The sequence below is a fragment of the Clostridium hydrogenum genome (assembly GCF_021432385.1).
Lineage (GTDB): Bacteria > Bacillota > Clostridia > Clostridiales > Clostridiaceae > Clostridium_S > Clostridium_S hydrogenum.
Genome location: NZ_JAEACT010000005.1, coordinates 141,377 through 162,871, shown reverse-complemented (window position 1 = coordinate 162,871; position 21,495 = coordinate 141,377). Strand labels below are relative to the sequence as shown.

General features: G+C 30.7%; 18 protein-coding genes and 1 riboswitch. Of the genes, 5 read left to right on the top strand and 13 right to left on the bottom strand.

Features of this window, described 5'->3' with window-relative positions:
• Positions 1-122 precede the first annotated feature (122 nt).
• From CUEA01_RS24275 to wsfD, 7 genes are all read right to left on the bottom strand, one after another.
• Positions 123-1,406 carry an APC family permease gene (locus CUEA01_RS24275; protein ID WP_234125018.1) on the bottom strand — a complete coding sequence of 428 codons (1,284 nt, stop codon included), beginning with the start codon at positions 1,404-1,406 and terminating at the stop codon, positions 123-125.
• Positions 1,407-1,408: 2 nt separating this feature from the next.
• On the bottom strand, positions 1,409-2,140 hold the full coding sequence (locus CUEA01_RS24270) for a gamma-glutamyl-gamma-aminobutyrate hydrolase family protein (protein ID WP_234125017.1): 732 nt from the start codon (positions 2,138-2,140) through the stop codon (positions 1,409-1,411).
• A 138-nt stretch (positions 2,141-2,278) separates the two neighbouring features.
• Entirely contained in the window at positions 2,279-4,372 is a 2,094-nt protein-coding gene (locus tag CUEA01_RS24265) for a cellulose biosynthesis cyclic di-GMP-binding regulatory protein BcsB (protein ID WP_234125016.1), read from the bottom strand.
• Positions 4,373-4,383: 11 nt separating this feature from the next.
• Positions 4,384-5,634, bottom strand: coding sequence for a glycosyltransferase (locus CUEA01_RS24260; protein ID WP_234125015.1), 1,251 nt, complete (start codon positions 5,632-5,634; stop codon positions 4,384-4,386).
• Positions 5,635-5,650: 16 nt separating this feature from the next.
• Positions 5,651-6,937 carry a DUF2334 domain-containing protein gene (locus CUEA01_RS24255; protein WP_234125013.1) on the bottom strand — a complete coding sequence of 429 codons (1,287 nt, stop codon included), beginning with the start codon at positions 6,935-6,937 and terminating at the stop codon, positions 5,651-5,653.
• The gene (locus tag CUEA01_RS24250) at positions 6,927-7,796 is read right to left on the bottom strand and encodes a diguanylate cyclase domain-containing protein (protein ID WP_234125012.1); all 870 of its coding nucleotides are present in this window, start codon (positions 7,794-7,796) and stop codon (positions 6,927-6,929) included. Before CUEA01_RS24250 ends, CUEA01_RS24255 begins: the two co-directional genes overlap by 11 nt.
• Complete coding sequence (gene wsfD / locus CUEA01_RS24245; RefSeq protein ID WP_234125009.1) at positions 7,768-9,225, bottom strand: glycan biosynthesis hexose transferase WsfD; 1,458 nt, start codon at positions 9,223-9,225, stop codon at positions 7,768-7,770. Before wsfD ends, CUEA01_RS24250 begins: the two co-directional genes overlap by 29 nt.
• Positions 9,226-9,326: 101 nt before the next feature.
• Here wsfD and CUEA01_RS24240 point away from each other — a divergent pair, with 101 nt between their 5' ends.
• The gene (locus CUEA01_RS24240; protein ID WP_234125008.1) at positions 9,327-9,929 is read left to right on the top strand and encodes a thioredoxin domain-containing protein; all 603 of its coding nucleotides are present in this window, start codon (positions 9,327-9,329) and stop codon (positions 9,927-9,929) included.
• A gap of 68 nt (positions 9,930-9,997) precedes the next feature.
• Positions 9,998-10,080, bottom strand: a riboswitch (cyclic di-GMP riboswitch).
• A 67-nt stretch (positions 10,081-10,147) separates the two neighbouring features.
• Here the strand turns inward: CUEA01_RS24240 and CUEA01_RS24235 are convergent.
• Complete coding sequence (locus CUEA01_RS24235; RefSeq protein WP_234125007.1) at positions 10,148-10,597, bottom strand: nucleoside deaminase; 450 nt, start codon at positions 10,595-10,597, stop codon at positions 10,148-10,150.
• A gap of 732 nt (positions 10,598-11,329) precedes the next feature.
• On the opposite strand from CUEA01_RS24235, the gene CUEA01_RS24230 reads away from it, so the two are divergent.
• A complete protein-coding gene (locus tag CUEA01_RS24230; RefSeq protein ID WP_234125006.1) occupies positions 11,330-12,061 on the top strand; it encodes a MerR family transcriptional regulator in 732 nt (243 codons plus the stop codon).
• Between the two features lie 149 nt (positions 12,062-12,210).
• Here CUEA01_RS24230 and CUEA01_RS24225 read toward each other — a convergent pair whose 3' ends face one another.
• On the bottom strand, positions 12,211-12,765 hold the full coding sequence (locus CUEA01_RS24225; protein WP_234125004.1) for a metal-dependent hydrolase: 555 nt from the start codon (positions 12,763-12,765) through the stop codon (positions 12,211-12,213).
• Between the two features lie 633 nt (positions 12,766-13,398).
• On the opposite strand from CUEA01_RS24225, the gene CUEA01_RS24220 reads away from it, so the two are divergent.
• From CUEA01_RS24220 to CUEA01_RS24210, 3 genes are all read left to right on the top strand, one after another.
• On the top strand, positions 13,399-13,827 hold the full coding sequence (locus tag CUEA01_RS24220) for an RrF2 family transcriptional regulator (protein WP_234125003.1): 429 nt from the start codon (positions 13,399-13,401) through the stop codon (positions 13,825-13,827).
• Between the two features lie 91 nt (positions 13,828-13,918).
• Positions 13,919-15,805 carry an anaerobic carbon-monoxide dehydrogenase catalytic subunit gene (gene cooS / locus CUEA01_RS24215; protein ID WP_234125001.1) on the top strand — a complete coding sequence of 629 codons (1,887 nt, stop codon included), beginning with the start codon at positions 13,919-13,921 and terminating at the stop codon, positions 15,803-15,805.
• A gap of 229 nt (positions 15,806-16,034) precedes the next feature.
• Positions 16,035-16,997, top strand: coding sequence for a flavodoxin family protein (locus CUEA01_RS24210; RefSeq protein ID WP_234124993.1), 963 nt, complete (start codon positions 16,035-16,037; stop codon positions 16,995-16,997).
• A 128-nt stretch (positions 16,998-17,125) separates the two neighbouring features.
• Here CUEA01_RS24210 and CUEA01_RS24205 read toward each other — a convergent pair whose 3' ends face one another.
• Genes CUEA01_RS24205 through CUEA01_RS24190 form a run of 4 tightly spaced genes read right to left on the bottom strand, consistent with a single transcriptional unit; the run spans position 17,126 to position 21,222 of the window.
• Positions 17,126-17,932, bottom strand: coding sequence for an ABC transporter ATP-binding protein (locus CUEA01_RS24205; RefSeq protein WP_234124991.1), 807 nt, complete (start codon positions 17,930-17,932; stop codon positions 17,126-17,128).
• Positions 17,925-18,932: an ABC transporter ATP-binding protein gene (locus CUEA01_RS24200; protein ID WP_234124987.1), complete on the bottom strand. Its 1,008-nt coding sequence runs from the start codon at positions 18,930-18,932 to the stop codon at positions 17,925-17,927. Before CUEA01_RS24200 ends, CUEA01_RS24205 begins: the two co-directional genes overlap by 8 nt.
• A 10-nt stretch (positions 18,933-18,942) precedes the next feature.
• Positions 18,943-20,172: an ABC transporter permease gene (locus CUEA01_RS24195; protein ID WP_234124986.1), complete on the bottom strand. Its 1,230-nt coding sequence runs from the start codon at positions 20,170-20,172 to the stop codon at positions 18,943-18,945.
• Positions 20,173-20,217: 45 nt separating this feature from the next.
• The gene (locus CUEA01_RS24190) at positions 20,218-21,222 is read right to left on the bottom strand and encodes an ABC transporter permease (protein WP_234124985.1); all 1,005 of its coding nucleotides are present in this window, start codon (positions 21,220-21,222) and stop codon (positions 20,218-20,220) included.
• Positions 21,223-21,495: the final 273 nt, after the last annotated feature.

The window sequence follows — 21,495 nt, the reverse complement described above, 5'->3', positions numbered from 1 at the left end:
CTAAAATTTAAAGCCAAGCCGAACCAGCCATCGCTCAATGCATTTTAGTTCTATTTAAAAATCATGATTTAACAATTTTTAGTGTAACAGCCCATTTACTCTGATATGTTATACTAATTTGATTAAGCTTTATAAGTTTTTTTGTCACCAGTTTTCATTATAAAATATAGGGGAATTCCTATTATTATTGCGCCAAGTCCCCATATAATTTGAACCTTAGTTGCTTGAGTTAAGAGCCAGCAGCTAATACCTACAGATAATATAGGAAGAATTGGTCCAAAAGGTACTTTAAAAGTAGATTTCATTCCCTTTTTCCTAAAAATTATAACAGCAAGGCAGGTTGGTATATATTGTGTAAACCTTGAAATTGCACTTATTGCTGCAAGTTGTGTAAAGCTTCCTGATAAAGCAATAGGAATAGTTAAAACTGCAGTTACTATGATTGCTACATAGGGAGTACCCGATTTATTTTTCTTAGCCAAGATTCTAGGCAAAAGTCCATCTTCAGCTAAAGCCATGGCTGATCTTGGAAGTATAAAAGATTCTGCTATATTTATACCTCCTATAGATACTAAAGTACCAACTGTAACTAAAATTCCTCCAAAGCCTCCTAGAAATACAGCTGCTGATTGTGCTACTGGAGTACTGCTTTCTGCAAGCTTTGATCCTAATGTTCCTATAGATACTGCTTGAATTAATATATATATTATTGATACTAAAAACATAGTTATTAAAATTGCTACAGGCACATTCTTTTTTGGATTTTCCATATCTTCAGCTGCTACTGCTATAGCTTCAAAACCAGTAAAAGCAAAGAATATTAATATTGCTGTAGCACCAAAACTTGATGGAGTTACTTTAGTTGGAAACATAGGCACAAAATTTGCTCCTTTTATAAAGAAAATACCTACTGCTATAAATAATACTAAGGGTACAAGTTTTGCTATAGTCATGATATTATTTAAATTTTTTGCAAAGTTAACTCCTAAAATATTTATAATTGATAAAAGTACAATTATACCTATTTCTATTGAATTTTTAACTAGAGGAGTGGAGGCTGCCGGCCAAATATTAGATAGGGCAGTAGTAAATCCAACTGAAAAAGTAGCCCAAGCTATAAAACCTACTACCAATTTCATGATTCCCACTTCAAAGCCTACAAATTCTCCAAAAGCCTCTTTTGCATAAACATAGGGACCACCATTTTTATTAAATAAACCTGCAACTTCTGCAAAGCATAACGCCATGGCCATAACCAATGCCATATCAAAAAAATACACCCAGATGCTTCCTGGTCCCATAAGTTTCATTGCTTTTCCTGGAAGAAGAAATATGCCTGTACCTATTACTCCATTTATACCAAGAAGGATTATACTCCATAAGCCTAATTTTTTATTATTCCCCATTTTTACTCCCCCTTACTTGATATTTCTACCAATGTTTTAAAGATATTAAGCATCAACTTGTTATCTTTTCTAGCCATCATTTCTGGATGCCACTGAATGCCTATAACAAAGCCTTCTTCTTTTTCTATGGCCTCTATGACTCCATCTTTTGAACGGGCAGCTACTTTAAAGCCTGGTGCTAAATCTTTTATTGCTTGATGATGAAAGCTATTTGTTATAATTTTTTCTCCTAAGATATCATACAATTTTGTTCCCTTTACAATTTCCACACTATGTCCGGCTACCTCTGGTCTGGATTCTTGTACATGTTTAATGTAACAGCCTTCTATTTGAGATAAATCCTGATAAAGAGTTCCACCTAAGGCTGCATTTAAAATTTGTATTCCTCTGCAAATACCTAATATAGGTTTATTAAGTTCCATAGCGGCTTTAATAACCATAAGATCATATTCATCACGCTCAGGACATAAAAAGCCCTGTTTTTGTGAAGGCTCATCATCATAAATTAGTGGATTAACATCAAAGCCTCCAGAAATTATTATAGAATCTACAGCTTCTATTTGATTTTTTACTTTTTCATAATCTGAAATTACTGGCAACATTACAGGGGTTCCGCCAGCTTTTTCAACTGATTGTATATAGTCATTATTCACATAAGCTCTTTCATATCCAGGAAACATCCCACCTTGATCAATAAGTAAATTTCCTACTATTCCTATAAGTGCTTTTTTCATAAGTACTATCTCCAAACTCATTATTCTGTAATAAATAAAAATACATATGAGAATTATACTACAAAAAGTTACCAAATAAACAAAAAAGTCTAATATAAATATAATGTTGGTTGTATATCTACAATTTCTAACAATATATTATTTAAATTTCTTATATTTATACTTATACAATACCACTGCTAGTATACTAAAGATTAATAACATGGCAATGAATCCAATAAACACTTTTCCATTAGTTTTTATAGATTGAAGCTTATCAACCATGGAATTAGTATTATCCTTCTTAAACCTAAAGCTCCTTGCATTACCATAGCTATCTATTAATGCACAATCACCTGAAATCTTTGATATACCATCTGATGAAGTTAAATATTGTAATGATTTTAAAAGCAAATCCTCATTAGGCGATGTCAGTATTAATGCAGCTCTACTTTCATTATAAGGTGACACATCAAACTGAAAAACTGATATATTGGAAGCATAAGGATTAGTTAAATATAATTTTTCATTTCCTATAAATGAATTATATTGATCATTATATTTAAACCACAGTTTAGAATTTAAAGCTTTTATGACCTTGTTATTTTGGGGAGTGCCATATAATATTAAATTCATGTTATTATATTTACTGGAAAAATCTTTTTCATCTACAACCTTTAAATTTCCACTATTATAGCTCATGTCGTTGCCCATATATGAGAACATCTTACTTATGCCCTCAATCTCATCCTCAGATAAATTTTCTGGGACTACAATTGCAACATCATTAAACTCTCTTTCTGAAATAAAGGGCTGAGGATATGTTTCAAATTTATAAAAATTTAATTTATTATTTGGTATATATATGTATGAATCGCCAGTTACAAGTGCCCAAGGAGTTTCTTCTTGTCTAAATTCACAAGTTGAGTTTTTTTGCTCCAAATCAAAAGCAACTTTTATATCTATATAATTTGATATTTTTACATCATTAGGTATAGGCAATTCTAACTGATCCCCATTTGCAAGATCTTTCTCTAATTTCTTGCTGCCTATAGGTGTTCCATTTATATATATTGTTAATAAGGAGCGATCAAAATCTAGGTTTTGAGAATACCTTACAAACAGCTTTATTTTAGCACCGCTAGCTAAAACCCTATTACTTGGAAGTGTATAGCTTAACGAGGCACTTTGTCTAAAAGGTCCTGTTAATTGCATTTCATTCAAACCTAAATCCTTGAAAGTGAGATTTATCGATTCTTCTTGTGGATTCTCATCTACCTTTACACTTTTATCCACTTTAAATGTATCTGTATTTATCTGGCTAACTAAATCGTTATTCATTAATAACTTTATAGCCTTAATGAGCATATCTCCATCGTCGCTTAATATTGACATTAGTTTTCCATCATTGTTAAAAGGAGAATTTGACCTTTTTATTAATGCAGCCCCATTATAATCTTCCGCTGAAACTTTGCTGCCATATAAAGCCTTAATATTACTAGGTAAACTTTTAAATCCTCCTATATATATAATATCTTTATCCTTTGGTATAGAAGAATATTTCATGACTACTCCCTTAAAGCCTTCACTTCCATTTAATTTTCCAAAATAGGATTGAAGCATAAGTGCTGCCGTCAATTCATCTTCATTATAATTATCAGGTATTGCTATTGCGACATTATTATTGTTATCTTCATTGGCTTTTATAAACGGATATGGAAATTCAGAAATATTATTTGTACTTTCCTTGTCCACAGATTGCATCAATATACTGGAGTCTTTTTTTAATGTTATCCAATTGGCATTATTAACATCATCCGTACAATATCCATCAGATATTCTACAATAAGTTTCCACTTTAAATTCATTAATTCCTGATTTAATTAAATTCATTGGTATGGATACTTGTATATTTTGTTCTTCAGTGTTATCTTTATAAAACACTTTTGATGAGTAAAAAGAAGTTCCATTAACAGAAAATGTAATTGTGGCATTTTTTGCTTCAGTAACTAATTGACTAATAGTAAAAATTATATTAGCTTGTACCGATTTAGGCACGGAATATTTATCTATAGTAAAATATAGAGAGTGAGATGAAAATACCCCTTTAAAATTAACATCACTTCCAAAACTAAAACTTTTCGTTTTTATATCATTAGTTGCAGCATGTATCGGTATAGCTCCAAATACAATGTTTATAGTAAGCATTATTAAAATTATTAACGAGCATATTGAAAACCTACGTCTATTCATCATTTTCCTCCTTAATATCTTTCTGTTTTATACCACTTTATTTCTCTTTTAAAAATAATATCTTTTACAAAATTATACAAACCCAAACACACTACTATAGCCCACAGCTTGCAATATGTAAAATACATCAATAATACAACTAAAAAATTGTGAAAATTTAATTCACCTTTTTCTGTAGATATAGCTACTAATATAGATAAACCGAATACTGCATATGCCATAATCCATAAGATAACACTATACCCGCCTAAATTTAACTTTATAATTTTAGCTAGTCCCAATATAAAAATCACATCTGAGAATACCGATGCTAATAAGAAAAAGAAATATATTAAAATATAGTACAATATATCAAATCTGCTTGCCCCACCATCTTTAATAAAGAGATATTTTAAGTTTTTAAAGACTACATAGACATTTCCCTTTGCCCATCTTCCTCTTTGCTTAAACCATACTCTTAAGGTTTGAGGTTCTTGTTCCCAGGTTACTGCTAATGGCATAAACTTTATTTTATAACCCATTCTATATAATCTAAAACTTATTTCCGTATCTTCTGTTATTGCTTTAGAATCCCAGCCTCCCATTTGCTCAATTAACTTCCTACGTATAATAAAATTTGTACCAGGTATTGTGCAAACTTTAAGTAACTGCCATCTTCCTGCTTGAGCCATCCATTGAAAAGTCAAAGTTTCAATATTAATAAATTTAGTAAGAATATTTTTTTCTTTATTCCTACATCTAAATTTTCCTATTACTGCACCTAACTTTTCATCCTCTAAAATAGTCTTTACTAAATACTTTAGAGCATCTTTTTCTGGTGTATTATCAGCATCATAAATAGCCAAAAACTCTCCCTTGCTTCTTTGAAACCCAATATTTAAAGCATTTGACTTTCCCTTTCCTCCAGTTTTATTATCCGTATTTATAACAATCAAATTTCTATTTGGATTTTCTTTTTGAAGCCTTCTCAATATTTCTGCGGAATTGTCCGTAGAATTATCATTTATGATTATAATTTCATACTTATCATTTGGATAATCTAAATCAAGCAATGATTTTACTGTTTTTTCTATTACAATTCCCTCATTGTGAGCTGGAACCATAACTGAAACAAAGGGATATTCGTTCAAATCACTTTTCATATGAATTTTTAGCGTTTTAACATAATAAATGTAGCCCCCTATTACAAGAATTACATTTAAAAATATTGTGAACCATATAATAATCAATGAATACAAAATTAAATAATCAAATATATTCATACTTAAATCTAACTCCCTATTTGAAAAATTTTCTTCTTTCTATTCTTACACTTATTAAAACAATTATAAGAAATAAGCCGCATATAACAATTGTTGCCTTTGTTATACTCTTATTTTCACTACTTATATCAACAGCTTCTGTTTTAGTATTACTACTTATTTTTGAACTATTGCCTTTTTCATTTACTAATTTATCATTTAAAAACACATCATCATTTTTACTTTTTATATCAATTCCGCCAAGCGTTATATCGCTATCTAAGTATTCAGGATCATTGAAATAAATTCCGTTGTTTATGATGTTTTCTACTTGAGATTTAAAGGTACTTATATCCAAATCCGCATTAATGCTAAAAGCTGTATTATAAACTATTTGTGATGGCTTATAATTGTAATTACTATAAACTTGCTGCTTATTAATTACATTATTAAATCCTTGTAAGGAGTATTTCTGAAAATCAATAATCCCTATATCTTTATCTCTTTCAATAAAAATATTACTGCTGCTATGCACTAAATTTTTATAGTCCTCTTTATATAAAAAGCTATCTGGCACGTCAATAGCCAATGGATATACTCCATACTTTATATAAATACTCTGTGCTAACCCCATTTTATCTTGCATAACTTTTCCAGATACACTAGGGTCTGTTATAACAGAAGAATGCAATATTATTTTTCCACCCTTACTTTGAGCGTATCGCAGTACATCGCAAAATCTTTTCATAGCATCAAAATCTTGATTTTCATAAACCGGCATTACGCTGCATATAAATGGAATTCCCTGGTCGTACAAAAAATTTATTTTATCAATAAAGCCTTGAATATCTATAATTGGATAGACTTCATCAATTAACAAATAAACTTTGGGTTTATTCAATTGCTCCCCATCAGAAATTGCAGCCTCTTCGGAGAAATCAGGAAAATAGCTAACATTTTTTTGGTTTTTTAAAGCTGGAACAAAATTTTTACCTATCCAAATAATTTTTCCTTTAAAGTTTAATAAGCTTTGAGAAAAATCACTTGAAACTTTAGAAGGATTATTATAGAGAATATATACAGTTTGATATTGAGAAAGTAGTTCTTTATTAAATGAATTTACGTTTATAATATCCATTCCACTTCCAACATTTAAGATTTCTCTAACAAGTGAATTTAATCTATTTTCTCCCGATCCAAATTCATTATAAGAATCATATATTAAAAGTGTTTTACTTTCTGCCGCCTTAACATTTATTTTATAAAGCAAAGAGGTTAAAATTAAAACTATTAATAATAACGGCTTTAATTTTTTAAACATCATAGTATATTTCCTCTTCCGCTTTTGCTACAAAATCCATGGCATCCTTAATGCTGTCATCGTACTTGCAATATCCCACTTGTACCTCAAGCTTCAAGTTTTTGAACATACTGCTTTTCTCTAAGCTTACTTTTTCCAAGTTACTCTTAAGTCTGCCTTTTACTATTTCACAGCCCTTCTCATCAGAAATAAGTATAAATGCAAAAGTATCCTCATTATTAAGTATGTACTTTCTATCTTCAAGTCTTAAAGAATCCTCCATAACCTCAGAATATTCTACAATTATATTTTTAAAAAAATCGTTACCGACAATACTTTTAAGCTTTTTACTGTATTTAAATCTAACAAGCATTATTACAACCGGCAATTTATACCTCTTGCTCATATTCATATATATAGGAATTTCATTAAAAAATGCGGATGAATTCCTTATACCAGTTTCCTCATCTATCATTACTAACTTCTTGTTGCTTTCATTGACTTTATTTAATTCAATTTGTAACTTTAATATATAACTTGACAAAAGATTTACTAGTATAGCCGTTATTGGAATAGCAATCATCCAATAATATACTTTTGTATCTACTAAAATACCTTCTGTAATGTTCATATAAAGCCTATAGCTAGAATATCCAAAGTCTACTATTAAAACTGCTATTAAAGAAAAAGTTACATTGGTATAATAACTTATAATTGCTATCATTACAGTTAATGTTAACATTATATAATTTTCATAAATATCTTTAGTGGAAAAATATTCAAAAGATACGCACATAATAAAGAAATAACTTATCAATAAAGTTATAAATATATCCACTCTTTTTCTATAGTCCTCATTTCTCATCCTTATGTTCCTTTCCATCTATATTTTTTATAATTAAACTAACTGAATACAAAAACATCATGTCAAAGCTTACATTAAACATAAATACATGCTTTCCAAGATCCGCATCACCAGCACCTATTACCGAAATAAATATTTGAGACAATCCAACTAAAAATATGTATACAAAAGCTTCTTCAAATAACTGCGTATCTTCATCGCCATTTTTTATTGCCAAAAGATACCTTTTTACAGCAAAATAGAGGTATATTCCCAAAGCCACTATAGTTAAAAAAGTATTATGAGGAATAAATCTGTCCTTTATAGTGCTCCAAAGTGAGAAAAAATTAGACTTCTTACCATATGGCTTACCTGCTTCTTTTTCATAATTTCCCAGGACCTTAGGTCTAATAGAATATCCATTTACAATTGCAAAATTTATCATTTTACCGAATACCCTAGGATTTTTTAAATAAAAAACTAGTATACTTGGAATGGAATATTTACTGTAGAATTCTTTTTTTAACTTTTCGCTATCTGGATCTATAATAGGAACCTTATTAAAATCTACTGTCCCCTCAAGCATAGAATATTGGGGATTTATATTAAATTGTTTTAATATATCATCTGGTTTCCATTCATAAAGAAGTACTCCTCTATTCATTGCGTGATATCTATTTATATAATCAAAATCACCAGATATGGATTTATAAAAATAAAGTGAAGAAGCTATAATCATTATTATAAAAGCTAAAGATATATATCTAAACTTTTTTTCTTTATTTGTCATAAATAATCTGAATAATACAATTGCAACTAAAATTCCAACAGGAGAAAGCTGCTGTTTTGAACCAACAAAAATTAAGGATACAACAAAAAACATAATCAAATTTAAAATTGTATATTTTTTAAATTTATACATATATAGCAGTATTCCCATACTTAATAAGAAAAAGCTTAAATTTGCAGCCTCACCATAAAAAGAATTAAAATAGGCTATATAGCCTGTATCACAAAATATAAATACAAATAAAGCTGTAATAAATAATTTAAATTTATTAGATTTTATGTCATGGGTGAGCACTTTTACTATAAGATAAGCACCAATAGCGTATACTATCATATACAAAAAAGCTAAATATCTTATATCAAATATATAATCTTTATTTATAACCCTATATATAAAAACTGCTAACTTAACTATTATTGTTTGAGTCGACACTATAATTTGTGGATTCTCATTATTATATTTATAAATCCCATAATTCCTATCAAAATATCCTTCAAAATTCTGTGCATTTTTTCCCTGCAAATAATAGAGGTTGCTTTCACTAATTATACGAAAAAAGTCTCCATCATCCGCCATACCAATTATAGGTTTTACAAATAGAGTAAGAACACACATAAATATAACTAGAATAAGAGCTAAAAATCCATAATTTATATTCTTTATACATTTCTTTTTCATAATGCACCTCCCTTATATTTAAATTTAATAGACAAAATATAAATAGTAAGCTAAACTTTACATTAAAAATAATTAATAATTGTATCGGGGGAAAATTAAACATGAAGAAAATATTTTTATTTTTTTGTATTGGTATTTGCATTTTTTTTACAGGTTGCACATCCAAAACTAAGGTAGCCAATACAAACAACAATACAAAAAATTTAGAGAAAAAGCTAAAATTCATAGATTATAATTCTGGCTATAGTTTTGGAAATACCAAGACTGCTAAAATAGTCATGGTAGAATATGCAAGTTATGAATGTATAGACTGTAGAAATCTGCAAAAAAATATTGGTAGTCTCTTAAAAACATACATTAAAAACGGAAGTTTATTATACATATATAAACCTATAAATCACCCCAAATTTAAAAATGATGAAAAAATAAATATGTATTTTGCTCCTAAAAGTTTAGATGATATACAAAATATTTTTAATAAATTTGATTCCTATTCAAGAAAACCATATCCAATATTAAAGTCTGTGCTTAATTTAAAAGAAGTACCTGTTCCTAATTATTCTGCCATGAGTAAAGAAATATCTCGTGAACTTATTTCTGGTAAAATAACCACCACCCCAACTATATATATAAATGGTAAAAAATATGAGGAAGTATTTACTAAAAAGGAATTTCAAAAAATTTTAAATTCACTTTTAAATTAGACATATGAAAAAAATATAAGTGTATTTGCAATATAATTTTTTATAGCACAAAAAACCGACCATATATAACATATCTGGTCGGTTGCACTACTAACTCAAAATTTCCTAAGTGCCCAATTAGAGGAAATTTTTCGAAGTTCCCAATATACATATTTTAACCTTTTTTTACATGTTTCACTTAAATATTACCATATCCAAGTTTCAAAGTAAATAATAGCTTAACTTTTAATTCTTCGATTTTCAAAAAATTTCTTTAAAATTTCACTGCATTTATCAAAATAAAGCCACTTCACATTTATGTTGTAACCAAGTCCTCTATTTTGTATTAAATTGATTACTGAACCACATGCACCAGCTTCAGGATCAAATGTTCCTATGTATATTTTACTTATCCTGCTTTGACAAATAGCCGCTGCACACATTGCACAAGGTTCAAGAGTTACATACAGTTCACAACCATTAAGTCTCCAATCACCAAGTTTTGTGCAAGCTTGCCTTATAGCTAGTATCTCTGCATGAGCTGTAGGGTCTTTTAACTTTTCCTTCAAGTTATGTGCCCTTGCTATAACTTCATTATCTTTTACAATAACAGCTCCTACTGGTACTTCTTCTTCTGAAGCTGCTATTTCTGCCTCTTTAATTGCTAAGTTGAGAAAATATTCTTCCATAGTCGCTCCCTTAATATTTTTATATCATTATACCATATTGGTTATCAACTTAAATCTCGATACGTTAACCCTATATAGATAGGCAATTTGAAAAGCAGAGTACAGATGACAGAGTACAGAGTACAGTGAATGATGATTTACCATTCGCTTTGCTTAGGTAAATCTTAAACTTAATGCTGCCAGCTCCGCTGAGCGCCATCAATGGAGCAATTGCGCAGCAATAAAAAAATAAGTTTTCAGATTTTTCGTAGTACTAACGGAGAAAAATCATCCTTCGTTGTACTCTGTACTCTGTGTTAAATTGTAATTTATCAGAATAAATTTGGTATTAGCAATTTCAATGTTTCAGGTTGCCTATCCAAATTTGAAAAATAAGTGTTGACTTTCACGCTGCGTAAAGCCTTATACTGTATATAAAGATAAACCACTTCCAAGCTAGAAATTGCAGATGCCAAGTTTATCTTGATATCAATGTTTTTCAATTCACAGTTCACAATGCACGATTCACAATGAAGGATGATTTTCTGATGAAGCAGAAAATCTTAAAAATAATAAGTTATAAGATTTTTTGTAGTGTTAACGGAGAAAAATCATCAATCATTGTGCATTGTGAACTGTGCATTGATTAACGCAAGCTTACCTTGTTAAAAATTCTATACATTATCTTTGAATATTTAAAGTTTGGAAGTGGCTTACCTCTAATTAAAATTCACAGTACTGGAGAATAAATTAATGGATAAGTATATTAAAATAAGTGATGCTGCTAAATTATACTCAATTTCTACAAGAACCCTAAGATATTATGAGGAAATAGGCCTACTTAACAGTCTTAGAGATGAACATTCAAACTATAGAGTATACGATGCTAGTAATATACGAATTTTAGAACAAATTGTCTTGCTAAAAAATTTAAATTTTTCTTTAAATGATATATCTTATATGCTAAAAACTGAAGAAAACATGGCAGTAATACAATGCCTTGCAAATAAATCAAAAGAATTAGACTCAGAAATAAACAAGCTTAATAACATAAAAGATATATTAAACTCCATTATGAAAATAATAAATACTTCTGGCATTACAAACGTTAATATATACAATTTAATACGAGAACAGATTTATATTGATTCAAGAAATGAAAGGATGGTAAACATGAATTCAGATATTTTAGTTGTAGATTTTGGAATTGGAATAATTCCACTAGCTGATAGAAATCAAAGTGGTATTTTGCTTGAAAAAGTACACAATATGAGGGCTGGACTTGAGACAAGCCCAAATATTAAAGTACCTCTAATTAGACTTAAAGATAATGAGAAACTAAATGAATTTCAGTGTGTAATTTTTTTGAAAGGTGAACAAATTATTGATTTTGACCTTAAAGCTATAGATGAAAAAAATCGTGCTGATGAAATAATTTTAAACCTAAAAAAAGTAATCACTGACAACTTAGATAAAATCATTTAATATTGGTGACAAAGGTGTAGTGCAAAACTTAGTTTTTCATTGCTTACGCAATAGCACCATTTATGGTGCTAAGCGAAGCTTATAACATTTAAGTTTAAGATTTACCTGACGTAAGGAAAGGTAAATCAACCTTCTTTGTACTCTGTACTTTATTCTTTGTACTTTGTTTTAATTCTTCCCGTCTTTAAGAAGTCCTTAACTCCATTATTTCTAACAAGCTTTATGAAAAAGTACATTATAATGATAAAACCTATTAATTCTGGTCCGTAATACATAGGGTCAGAAATTAACCTAGTAATGTCTGAAGAAACCCAGCTTCCTTCTGGTCTTGTTGGAAACTTAATTCCTAAAAATGGCCACAACATTATTCTAGGGAATTCCCACATACTATCTAATATCTGATGTATAAAACTACCTATTCCAAGCATTAGGATTCCATTCTTGTTGTATTTATGATTTCTATAAAGCCCAATAGCTGTTAATATTACCGCAAATATAAGAGAATGAGCAAATAACCTACTATTATGAAAAATACCTCTTAAAAAAAACATACCTATAGGCTTATCTATAATATCTGGCAATACTGCACCAACAAGTACAAACCTATAATCTATATTTAATTCTTCATGCTTTTTCTTACTCAAGATTTTTTCACCTATTCTAACAACTGCTACAGTAGGTCCTAAATGTCCAAAAAATATCATATACTATACCTCCGACCTTATTCAGAGTACAAAGTACAGAGTACAACGAAGGATGATTTTTTTATTGCTGCGCAATTGCGCCATATATGGTGCTCAGCGAAGCTGACAACATTAAGTTTAAGATTTACCTGACGAAAGGAAGGTAAATCAACCTTAACTGTACTCTTTACTCTAATTTAATTGGTTCGCAATAATCTTAAATTGCACACTAAATAATTACTATCGTATTTTCCTTAACTATTATTTAATTAGGCTATGTTTTAAATAAGTGTTGATTTTCACACTTATTTGAAACATAGCTTCCTTTAGTATGTTTCGATATTTTTAAAAGAATGTTGATGTGATGTGTTGACTTTTATGGACTCTTAGGATTGCTCGTTTATAATTTGCGTAATTTTGACTAGGACGGTCAAAGCCATTTAGGCATCAGGACGATGCATCTAAATGGGTAGCAAATTATAAACGAGCAATTCTTAGAGTCCATTAATGTCATAAGCTCATATCAACATTCTTTTAAAACATAGCCTTTATTTAATTATCCCATTTATTTATATTTTAATCAACATTGACAAATGTATTTAAAAGTTATATATTAAAACTATACCATTAAAGTATACTTTATAGGAGAATAATATGAGGATAACACAGGAAGCTGATTATAGTCTTAGAGTTGTGCTTTATTTATCTAAAATTGGATATGATGAAAAGGTTGATGCTGGCACTATAGCTGAACATGAACATTTACCCCTGCGCTTTTTATTAAAACTTCTTCGTAAGCTTATAAAAAGTGAAATAGTAAAATCTTATAGAGGTGTAAAAGGCGGATATGCTTTAAATAAATACCCTAAAGATATTACTTTAAAAGATGTTATTGAAGCTATAGATGGTCCTATTTATGTAAATCGCTGCTTGCTTGATCCGTCTTATTGTAATGCAAAAAAAAGCAACATATGTGAAATACACTGTGCACTTTCAACAGTTCAAAATTCTTTAGTAAATAATCTTGAAAAAATAAACTTTGAAGACTTAAAATCAGGGAAATTAACAAACAAATTTAATTAATTTTTTGCTAAAACGGGCTACCTTAATTAGTAGCCCTAAATATAAATTAAAACTATACCATATTAGTATACATTATAGGAGGATTTTTTTAATGAGTAATTGTGAAAATTGTCATGTATGTCAAAGTGCAGATACAAAACTAGAAAATTTTATATGTAATTTAGAAGGTGTTGAAACTTCTCATCATAGAGTAGAAAGTCAAAAAGCTAAATGTAAGTTTGGTAAGGATGGAGTATGCTGCAAACTTTGCGCTAATGGGCCATGTAGAATCACTCCAAAATCACCAAGAGGAATTTGTGGTGCAGATGCCGATACTATAGTTGCAAGAAACTTTTTAAGAGCAGTCGGTGCAGGAACTGCTTGCTATATACATGTAGTTGAAACTACTGCTAGAAATTTAAAAGCTCTTGGTGAAACTAAGGGTAAAATCAAAGGTTTATACACACTTAATAAACTAGCTGATATCTTTGGAATCAAAGAAGATGATGATCACAAGAAAGCAATTTTAATTGCAGATAAAGTTTTAAGCGATCTTTATAAGCCAAGATTTGAAAAAACAGAACTTGTAGAAAAAATGGCTTATGGTCCAAGATTTAAAAAATGGAGTGAACTTAATATACTTCCTGGAGGCGCAAAATCAGAAGTATTTGATGCAATGGTAAAAACCTCAACGAACTTAAACAGTGATCCTGTAGATATGACTGTAAACTGCTTAACTCTTGGAATATCAACTGGTTTATATGGTCTTACTTTAACCAATCTATTGAATGATGTTATTCTAGGTGAACCAGTTATAAGACAAGCAGCAGTAGGTTTCAAGGTTGTTGACAGTGATTATATCAATATAATGATAACAGGACATCAACACTCAGTAATAGCTCATCTTCAAGATAGATTAATAGACAGTGACATAACAGAAAAAGCAAAAAAAGTTGGAGCAAAAGGTTTCAAACTTGTTGGCTGTACATGTGTAGGTCAAGATTTACAGCTTAGAGGTGAACATTACAAGGAAGTTTTCTCAGGACATGCTGGAAATAACTTTACAAGTGAAGCCTTAATTGCAACAGGCGGAATAGATTTAATCATGTCAGAATTTAACTGTACTTTGCCAGGAATAGAGCCAGTTGCTGATAAATTTGAAGTAAAAATGATTTGTGTGGACGATATTGCTAAAAAGAAAAATGCAGAACTTGTTGAATACAGTTTTGAAGAACGCGAGAATATAACAAATAAAATTATAGATGAAGCACTAAAAAGCTACTCTAATAGAAGAAAAAATATAACTTTAAATATACCTAAAGATCATGGATATGATGATGTTGTAACAGGTGTAAGTGAAAAATCCCTTAGAGACTTCCTAGGTGGAACTTGGAAACCTCTTGTTGATTTAATTGCTGCTGGCAAAATTAAAGGTGTTGCTGGCGTAGTTGGATGTTCAAATCTTACTGCAAAGGGTCATGATGTATTTACTGTTGAACTTACAAAAGAATTGATAAAAAGAAATATCATAGTTCTTTCAGCAGGATGTTCAAGCGGCGGACTTGAAAATGTAGGTTTAATGTCACCATCTGCTGCTGAACTTGCTGGAGACAGCTTAAAAGAAGTATGCAAGTCTCTTGGCATTCCACCAGTACTTAACTTTGGTCCTTGTCTTGCAATTGGAAGACTTGAGATTGTAGCTACTGAACTTGCTGAATACCTTGGCATAGATATACCACAGCTTCCTCTTGTACTTTCAGCACCACAATGGCTTGAAGAACAAGCACTTGCAGATGGAGCTTTTGGTCTTTCACTTGGACTTCCTCTTCATCTTGCTATATCACCATTTATAGACGGAAGCCCTGTTGTTTCAAAGCTTTTAACTGAAGACCTTGAAAATATAACAGGTGGAAGATTAATTATTGAAGATGATGTTGTTAAAGCCGCTGATGAACTTGAAAAAATTATAATTGATAGAAGAGAAAAACTAGGTCTTTAATTTAAGTCGTATTGAAGAAAATAACAAGTAAATTCATACTTTGACATTTTTATACTTTGATGTTATATTTATATTTATAGATTAAATTTATATAAATGTAACATCAATTTATATAAATTTTTAAGTAAATTGTATAATCTATAGTCAGCTAGACTGATTTTTTATTTTACCCAAAATATATAGACTGGTCTATATGAAATACGATTAATTATCAAAGGAGGATTTTTTAATGAAAATTTTAGGAATAAGCTGTGGAAGAAAAATGAGTAATACTGAAATACTTGTAAAAGAAGCATTAATGGGTGCCGAGGAAATGGGTGCTGAAGTTGAGCTCATAAGACTCAATGATTTAAACATTAAACCTTGTACTGGCTGTAATGCTTGTGTTGTAAACTTATTTGAAAAAGGCGGAGCTGGAGAATGTGTAATTAAAACTGATGACTTTGCATTTATCGATGAAAAAATTATGGAATGTGATGGATTAATTTTAGGCTCACCAATTTATGAAAAGGGTCCAAACGGATTATTAAAAATATTAAGTGATAGAATGGGACCTTCACACGATGTTGCCTTTAGAACAGTTGCCAAAAACTTACGAAAAGAAAAAGGAATAACAACTGGAAAAGGTCCTGACGAAAGATCCTTCAAACGTAGAGCCGCTTCTTTAATAGCTGTAGGCGGTAGTGAATGGGATACTTTAGCACTTCCTGTAATGCATATTTTTACACTATCCATGCAAATTGATGTAGTGGACAAGTTTTTAGTAAACTGGGTTGGACTTCCATCCTCTGTAGTTTTTAAAGAAGATAAACTTAAAAGAGCCAGAGAATCTGGAAGACATGTAGCAGAGTCTTTATTAAAAGAAGCTTCAGAATCAAAATATATAGGTGAACCTGGCGTTTGCCCAATTTGTCATTCTAAGCTAATTGAAATAAGAGACGATAACAACAACTACCCTGCTGTATGTGCAATATGCGGTGTAAGAGGAACTTTGAATGTAGTAGATGGAAAGGTTCATTTTGATATTGCAGAAGAAGATAAAGCTCATTCGCATATACTACTTTCCGGAAAATTTGAACATGTAGATGAACTTCATAAAGTTTCCCTAAAACCAAATCCTAAAGCACATGAATTACCAGAAAGATTGAAAAAATATAAATCTTACTTATCCTACTCAACGCCTAAACGTTAAATCTACTACCGTAGAATGTGAAGTAAGTGTAGATGGAACTCCGCACATCATTTTTATGCGAAGTTCCATCTTGCTATTTTGTTTTGCACTACACTTTGCTTCGCAATATTTAATGTTTGATAACTTTATTAAAATTCCCACTTCTTTGAAATCCTAGGTACATCACTTAAAAGCCTTTTTGTATAGGATTCTTTAGGATGTAATATAACTTCATCGGCAACACCATGTTCTACAAACTTTCCATGTTCCATTATATACACAACATCGGATATATAATATGCAAGCCCAATATCATGTGTAATAAATATAATTGTCATATTGTTTTCGTCACGCAATTTTAATAACATATCAAGTATAGTTGCTCTTGAACAAGCATCTACCATGGAAGTTGGTTCATCTGCAATTAAAATTTGTGGTTTTAAAAGAAAAACCCTAGCAATCATAAGTCGCTGCATTTGTCCACCTGATAATTCAAATGGATACTTATTGGTAAGCTCTTCAAACTTTAAGTTTACAAAACTACAAGCTTCTGTCATAAGCTCATTCTTTTGTTCCTTTGAAAGCTGCTTTTTTCCCCTCATGTTTATACAATCTAAAAGTACAGAATCAATTTTATAAAACATGTTATAAGATGCAAATGGATCTTGAAATACAGCTTGTATGCCTTTCCAATATTCCTTCTTTTTTTTACTTGATGATATATCCCTTAGCTTTCCATCAAAATAAATTTCTCCTTCTGTCACGTTAGATAATCCTAATAGCATTTTAGATAGCGTAGTTTTCCCACTGCCACTTTCTCCAACAATAGATATAACTTCACCCTTATGAAATTCAAAATCCACATGATCTACAGCCACCGTTTTAGTTTTATTATTCCCAAATACCTTAACAAGCTGTTTCCCACTTAAACAAGGAAGTACTTTTTCATTACTCATCTGCATAAACCTCCTTAAGCTTATCTAATGAATATATGCAGCGATACATTCTACCATTACCAAATTCTTTTTCAGGAATATTATAAAATTTACACTCTGACTTTGCATACTTGCATCGTTCTGCAAATCTACATCCGTTAGGTGGATTCTTTAAGTTTGGAGGTGTCCCTGAGATAACTGTTAATTTATTATCTTTAGTGCCTGCCTCAGGAACAATAATCGACCCCATAAGACCTTTTGAATATGGATGCATAGAATCAAATATCATTTCCTTAGCATTTCCCTTTTCTATAATCTGACCTGCATACATAACCATAATATCATCCGTTACATTATATAGAAGTGGGAGTTCATGTGTAATAAAAATCATAGATTTTATGAGCCCCTCCTCCATGAGATTTCTTAGCATCTTAATAACTACTTTCTGTGAGGTAACATCTAGCGCTGATGACGGTTCATCTGCAATAAGTACTTTGGGTGAAAGTATTGTTGAAATTGCAATAACAGTACGCTGCTTCATCCCACCTGATAATTCCACTGCATGCTTTTGTAGTACACTAGCCGGTAATCCTAAAAATTCAAACCTCTCCTTAGCAAGATCATATACATCTTTTTTAGGTTTTTTAGGATCATGAGCATGAACAACATCCTGAATTAATTCTATTATCTTTTGAGTTGGATTTAGTGCATTCATAGCTGCTTGCGGAATATATGCAATTTCATTCCCCAAAATCTGCTTACGTACATCATCTGGCTTCATATTTGATATGTTCTTTCCATCTATAATAATATCTCCGCTTATATAATGAAGTGGTGAAAAATAGTATCCCATTAAACTAAGTGCCAATGTTGATTTACCACAGCCAGATTCACCTGCTATACCTAATGACTTTCCTTCCTCTATTTTTAAGGAAACATCATTAACTGCAAAAACATCTTCTTTTTGCCTAGTTATATATTTTGTATTTAATTTATTTACTTCCAACATTATTTTTCCCATAGCCTTCTCCTTACTCCCTTAATTGTGGATTGAATACTTGATCAAGCCCTGTATTCATTAAATTAAGAGAAAATGATATCAACGTAATTGTTAAAATAACCGGTAGAAATGCCCACCATGCTCCAGTAATAATTGCTTTATATGCCATGGCCCAATTCATCATAAGCCCTAACGTTGAAACCTTAGTTGTAGCTGGTCCAAGCCCTAACATCGAAAGCTGTGCCTCTGAAAGAATCCCTGATGATATCTGAAGTATGAATGCCATAACAACATATGAAGCTACATATGGAAGTATGTCTGTAAAAATAATTCTTATGAGTCCGTGACCTGAAAGCTTTGATAAATTAACATGATCACGATTTCTTAAAGAAATGACCTGTGAACGAACAGACCTTGTTGTCCATGGCCAGGAGGTGATACCTATAATTAATGCCGTCAACATGACCCCTCTAGCATTTTGTCCAACACTAAAGGATATTAAAACTAAAAGAATAAAAGATGGAACCACTGTAAATATGTTTGTAATAAACATAACAAAATCATCTAAAGTTCCTCCTACGTATCCAGCCAGTAATCCTAATATTAATCCAATAAGTGTAGCTATAATACCTGAAACCAAACCAATCTTTAGAGATACGCCTGCAGCTGATACAAGTTCTGTTAGCACATCACGACCAAAATTATCCGTTCCCAAGATAAATGTTTTTTTATTTAAAATACCATTAATATTTGCAAAGGCTTGAGGATCTATTTTGGACTTATCTTTACCATCTTTATCAGTTATATAAACATCTTTATTATTAGCTAGTTTAGCTATTTTACTATTAAGTCTCATATATTGTTGTTTTTCAGCTGCAAGCAATCCCTCTTGATTCGCATCGGAATTATAATTTTTATTCCACAAGCTTACAAGCTCTGCAACATTTTTAGTATCAATTTCAGATTTTTTTACATTTCCATACTTAACAAGCCAATCAGCCATACTATTCTTTTCTTCATTAGTTAGCGATTTTAACTCTCCCGAAACTACATTCATATTTAAGGTATATGGATTTGTTTGCACTACATCTTTTACAGATACATATGTTCCTGGTTTATAAAACAATCCTCCTACCATGTTCAAAGGATCCTGTCTTACAAATAATGGATAGAATATAATCATAAGTAACATTACTACAAAAATCACAAAACCTATAACGAATCTTGTAGAGTGGAATACTTGCCTTATAATGTTTTTCATAATATCACTCCTTTTCCCAAAACTTTATTGCCGCACACATGCTTACTATTCCTGTTGTGCTGCCTTAACTCTTGGATCAATAAGACCATAAAATATTTCTACAAGGAAGTTCGCAATAAGTACCATTATCGTAATAATCAATGTGCATCCTGAAATAAGTGGATAATCCCTTCCAGTTATGGCCGTTAATAAAGTAGTACCAAGCCCTGGATAACTAAATATCATTTCAGCCACTAATGCACCACCAACCATAGTTCCTAATGATAATGCAAGTCCTGTAATTTGAGGAAGCATTGCATTTCTAAAAACATATCGTACAATTTTTCTATCTTTTATACCAAGAAAACGGCTGTATTTAACATAGTCTGCATTGAGTTCATAAATTGACATTGAGCGCATTCCAATAGCTTGCCCTCCAATAGTAATAAGTACAATTGACCAAAATGGAAGTTGATAATGATAAATAACTGAACCAATAAACTGTAGACTCATATTAGGATTTAAATCATATCCGTAGCCTAATGATGTTGGAAACAACTTAAACTGCACTCCAAGGAAAAATTGTAATAAAATTGCCATTCCAAAGGCTGGCATATTGCTTAAAAACAAAAAGGCTGGAAGTACTCCTTTATCCCATGCGCCTTTTATATATGCTGCTACAGCGCCTAAAATATTGCCTAAAAGCCATCCAACTATAATTGCCGGTAATTGCAAACATATGGTCCACCATATTGATTTCGATAATATATCCGATACAGTCCTAGGATAATAAACAAATGATACTCCTAAATTTCCTTTAAACAAATTTGCCACAAAATGAACGAACTGTATATATAATGGTTGATTTATTCCAAAGGTTTTTACGTAATCTTCATAAACCTTTTGTATTGCTGTCTGATCTGTCATGCCTTTTGCTGCTCTTGATGCAATAGCTGATACTGGGTCTCCTGGCATCAAACGCGGCAAAAGGAAATTTAAAATTACTGCAATAACAAGTGTTACTAAAGCCCACATTGTTTTATTAAAATAATACTTTTTATAACCCTTCAAACTTATCATCTCCCCCTACATTTACTATAAATAGGCAGTGCAAAAGATTGAAATTGCTAATATGAAATTTTCCATGTTAAATTAGAATTTCAATCAGAGTACAACTGACAGAGTACAGAGTACAGTGAATGTGGATTTACCTTTCGCTTCTCTCAGGTAAATCTTAGAACTTAATAGTTTCAGCTGCGCTGAACACTATATTTTATGCCATGCGCAAGCATTAAGTTTTAGATTTTTCGAAGCATAGCGGAGAAAAATCATCCTTCACTGTAC